Annotated in this window: 4 protein-coding genes; all 4 read right to left on the reverse strand. The window is 59.5% G+C overall.

All coding sequences use genetic code 11. The annotated features are described in order from the left end of the window. Positions 1-219: 219 nt before the first annotated feature. Genes QZ213_RS25560 through QZ213_RS25575 form a run of 4 tightly spaced genes read right to left on the reverse strand, consistent with a single transcriptional unit; the run spans position 220 to position 3,955 of the window. The gene (locus QZ213_RS25560; protein ID WP_291688846.1) at positions 220-1,341 is read right to left on the reverse strand and encodes a M20 family metallopeptidase; all 1,122 of its coding nucleotides are present in this window, start codon (positions 1,339-1,341) and stop codon (positions 220-222) included. A 3-nt stretch (positions 1,342-1,344) separates the two neighbouring features. After that, positions 1,345-2,046, reverse strand: coding sequence for an ABC transporter ATP-binding protein (locus tag QZ213_RS25565; RefSeq protein ID WP_291688847.1), 702 nt, complete (start codon positions 2,044-2,046; stop codon positions 1,345-1,347). Positions 2,047-2,054: 8 nt separating this feature from the next. After that, entirely contained in the window at positions 2,055-2,828 is a 774-nt protein-coding gene (locus QZ213_RS25570; RefSeq protein WP_291688848.1) for an ABC transporter ATP-binding protein, read from the reverse strand. After that, positions 2,825-3,955: a branched-chain amino acid ABC transporter permease gene (locus tag QZ213_RS25575; protein WP_291688849.1), complete on the reverse strand. Its 1,131-nt coding sequence runs from the start codon at positions 3,953-3,955 to the stop codon at positions 2,825-2,827. The genes QZ213_RS25570 and QZ213_RS25575 overlap by 4 nt, the downstream gene beginning before the upstream one ends. Positions 3,956-4,066 lie beyond the last annotated feature (111 nt).

Raw genomic sequence — 4,066 nt, forward strand, 5'->3', positions numbered from 1 at the left:
CCAAGCGATGTGAGAGAGCGGCGTGCAATAAAGCCGGGCATGGTTGGCACCCGCTTCGGCTATCATCAAGCCGGTCACCGACGTTGGCGACTGGCAATATTCCGTAACCTGCCAATCTGCGAAATCGACAGAGCCGCCGCGAACAGCCACCGCTGCTAACGTGATTGAAGGCTTTGCTACGGAACGGATTATTTTTCAAGCTACAGATGGTGTGACCTGTTAGATCCGGCACCAATTCCGAACAAACTGCGAGTACATCTCGGTCGCCCTTTCAATACGTGATGTCAGACAATATTCATCCGTCTGGTGGGCAAGTGCCAACTCGCCAGGTCCAATAATCACGGTAGGCGGCGATCCGAGCGCCGGCGTCAGCGCGGAAGCATCCGTGAAATAAGGTGCAGCTCCGAGACCATTATCGACACCCTCGACATCCCGTGCGACTTGGAACACTTCGCCGACCCAAGGGTGATGCGGATCGGTCCAGATACTTTTGGCGTCGAGCAGCGTTTTCAACGTGACGTCTCGGCCAAGATAGCTGGTCAATTGATCGCGAATTTGCGCATGACTTTGTGCCGATATGGTGCGGATATCGATACCGATCACGGCCCGGTCTGGAACCGAATTGATATTGAGTCCGCCTTGTATCGTGCCGACATTGAGCGTCGGGGCGCCGAGCACATCATGACGCGCCACATTGAAGTCGAAATCCTGCAGCGCCGTTACGGCACGCGCTGCTTTGTAGACGGCGTTGACCCCTTTCTCCGGCATGGAGCCGTGAGCCGTCACCCCTTTGGTTTCCGCCTCCAACCAAAGCGCCCCCTTGTGGCCGACGAGCGGCTTGTTGCCGGTCGGCTCTGCGACGACGAGTGCACCAACCTGCCCTAGCCCGCCATTTGTGCGGACCAGCGCCTCAGCGCCGGTACAGCCGGTTTCCTCGCCGGCGGTGATCACCAGCAGAATGCCGGGCGTATTTGCGAGCCGGTCAGCGCATGCAATGCAAGCGGTGACGAACGCCGCCACGCCACTTTTCATGTCGGAAGAGCCGCGCCCGTAAAGCTTGCCGTCCGCGATTTCGGCAGCAAATGGATCCACCGACCAGGGCTGTGCACCGAGCGGTACGGTATCAATATGGCCCGTGAACCCGAGCGGCAGCTTGCCCGGCGTCCCACCCAAACGCGCTAGGATTTGCGCGCGTCCCTCGCCGAAGGGAATGAGTTCGACGGCAAAACCAGCGCCCTCTAACAAGCCCGCCAGTCGCTCCGCGCAGGCACGTTCGGAGCCCGGCGGGTTGATGGTGTTGAAGCGGACCAGTTCCTGTGTCAGTTCGATCGATGATGGCATTGGCTAACCGAAATAAGCATCACGCACCTGGCTGCGACCTGCAAGTTCCGATGGTGTCCCGCTCGTCGCCACGCGACCTTTTGATATGACGAAGCCAAAGTGCGAGATGGCGAGCGTCTGATGCACATTTTGCTCGACCAACAGCACGGTGATACCGCGCTCGTTGATCTGGCGAATAATGTTGAAGTTCTCTTTCACCAACCGCGGCGACAGGCCCAGCGACGGCTCGTCGATCAAAAGGAGCTTCGGCGCGCACATCAGGCCGCGCCCGATCGACACCATCGCCTGCTCGCCGCCTGACATGGTGCCGGCAAGCTGCGTGCGACGCTCCGCAAGGCGAGGAAAGATGCGAAAGATGTCGGCCATGCGCGACTGCGTGACCTTGTCGGAAGACTCCTGATAGGCGCCGACGCGCAAGTTCTCTTCGACCGTTAGCTTGGGAAAGACTTTCCGCCCCTCAGGTATGCAGGCAATGCCTGCGGCCACGACTTTGTGGGTTGGAAGCCGCGTGATATCGGTGCCGTTGAAGACGATGCGGCCGGCGCGCGCCGGCGTAAGCCCAAGGATCGAGCGCACAAGTGTGGTCTTGCCGGAGCCATTCGAGCCGAGCAGACACGTAATGCTGCCTGGTTGCACTGTAAGCGAGACGCCCTGCAGCACATCGGCCTTGTCGTAGGCGGTGTAGACGTCATCGATCTCGAGCATGCCGGACATCATGCCACCCCAAGATAAGCTTCTTGCACTTGGGCATCGGCGGCCACGTCGCGGTAAGGCCCCTCCGCGATCTTGCGGCCGAAATTGAGCACCACGCAGCGATTGGTGATGCGTTCGATCACCCCCATCTCGTGCTCTACGATGATGATCGCGAGGTCTTTGTTGCGCTCGCGTACCAGGAGAATGTCGTTCATCAACTCGGCGGTCTCATCATGCGTCATGCCGGCAGAAGGCTCGTCGAGCAGCAGCAGTTTCGGCTCACTGATCAGCGCGCGGCAAATCTCAATACGGCGACGGTCGATCATCGGCAGGCCAGCGACCGGTTCGAACATGCGGCTTGCAAGCACGGGCTCGAACACTTCGACCAACGCGCGCGCAGCGTGATAGCTTGCTTCGAATTCGCGTTTGAATTCGTCGCGCCTAACGAGATTGAACCAGAGGCCCTGATGGAGGCGCTTGTGGTTGCCGATCATAATGTTGTCGAAGATCGATAAAGGCAGCGACAGGCGCGAACGCTGGAAGGTACGTGAGATTCCTGCCCAGTAGATAGCGCGCGCCGAAACGGTCGTGATGTCGGCGCCGTCGAAAATCACTCCCCCTGCATCGGCGGCGTAGATTCCTGTGGCGACGTTGAAAAATGTGGTCTTGCCAGACCCATTGGGGCCGATGAGGCCAACAATTTCGCCAGCCGTGACGGTGAGATCAAGCCCGTCGAGCGCGAGCACGCCGCCGAAACGCTTCACCAAGCCGCGGGCTTCGAGCAGCGCGGTCATGGCTGCCAGCCCGGGAAATACCGGCGCACAGGACGCGGCAGCAGGCCCTCGGGCCGGAACAACAGAACGCCAATCACCAGCAGAGCATAGAGCAGGAAGCGATATTCCTGGATCGTCTGCAATTTCTCCGGAACGACTACGACGATGAATGTGGCAACGATGAGCCCCCAGGGATTGCCGATGCCGCCGAGCAGCAGGATCGAAACGAGGATGAGGGAATCGGCGAAGGTGTAGTTGTTCGGCGCGACGAAGCTTCCGACCATGCCAAACATGGCGCCGGCAATACCGATGAGAAAATTGCCGATCAAAAATGCCGTAATCTTCCAGCGCACGACATCGAGGCCGAAACAGCTCGCGGCGGTCTCATCGAGCCGCAGCGCATCGAGATTGAGTCCGATCCAGGATCGTTCGAGCCTCCGCACGACAACGAACGCACCGATCAGCAGCAGCAGGCTGATGGCGAAATAATTGATGTAGAACGAGAGCGAGATTCCACCAATCTCGATATTGTCATTGAATGACCAGCCGAAGAATTTCATGCCGGGCACCTGCATGCCCTGCGGCCCGCCAAGGACGTCGTTGACTTCGAGGAAGGTCTTGAACAGCAGCGCAAAGGCGATGGTTACGACGGCGGCATAGTGTCCGCGCGTGCGCAGCACTGGCAGCAGCAGCAGCGAGCCAATCAGTGCCGCCAGCAGACCGCCGATCAAAAGAACGACCAGATGTGGCAATGCGGTGTGCGCATTGAGCACGGCCGACGTATAGGCGCCGATGCCGAAAAACGACGCACCGGCGAAATTCAACACACCGGCGTAGCCGAACTGGATATTCAAGCCCAGCGTCGCCACGCTGTAGAGCAGGACGGTCGTTACCAGCAGCAGGACGAAATGATCCTCATGAAAGAATGCCCCGACAGCGAAGAGCGCAAGGATCGCAAAGCCGCCCAGCGCATCTTCGTGATCGGAAAATGCGCGGCTGACGCCGTTCAAAAGCCCAGCCCAGGCGGCCGCAATAACGACAATGATCCCGACCGCCAGCAGAGCAATGATAAAAGCCTGCTTTTCCACGGCGAGCAGCGCGATCAGATATCCCGCCGCCGCCGTAAGTGCGATGAGACCCGGCCACAATGCTGCGCGCGTCTTCTCCGGCTCCCGTGTCATCGGTTACACCCGCTCGCTGATCTTTTCCTGGATCAGCCCGGTTGGGCGCCAGGCCATGATGGCGATGACGACGGCAAA

The sequence above is a fragment of the Bradyrhizobium sp. genome (assembly GCF_017881085.1).
Lineage (GTDB): Bacteria > Pseudomonadota > Alphaproteobacteria > Rhizobiales > Xanthobacteraceae > Bradyrhizobium.